Below are 295 nucleotides of genomic sequence, written 5' to 3'. Positions count from 1 at the left end.
GCCCAGGGGGTGCCGGCGGGGCCGGCGGTACCGGCATCAACGGTGGCGACGGGGGTGCCGGCGGGACGGCCGGCAACGCCGGGTTGCTGTTCGGCAGCGGCGGCGCCGGCGGCGCCGGCGGCGCCGGCATTTCCGCCCAAGGCGGTGCCGGCGGGCTCGGCGGCAACGCCGGGCTGTTGTTCTCCAGCGCCGGGCCCGGCGGCTTGGGCGGCGCCGGCATGACCGGCGGCGGCGGCGGGGGTGGCGGCAACGCCGGCTGGCTTGGCAGCGGCGGCGCCGGCGGGGCCGCTGGCAC

1 protein-coding gene is annotated in these 295 nt (G+C 82.7%); it reads left to right on the top strand.

Annotation, left to right across the window (positions count from 1 at the left end; genetic code table 11):
- The coding region (locus tag BST40_RS33695) for a hypothetical protein (RefSeq protein WP_208618969.1) at positions 1 to 295 on the top strand (295 nt) is incomplete at both ends.

It is taken from the genome of Mycobacterium persicum (assembly GCF_002086675.1).
Lineage (GTDB): Bacteria > Actinomycetota > Actinomycetes > Mycobacteriales > Mycobacteriaceae > Mycobacterium > Mycobacterium persicum.
This window is presented reverse-complemented; position numbering and strand designations above follow the sequence as displayed.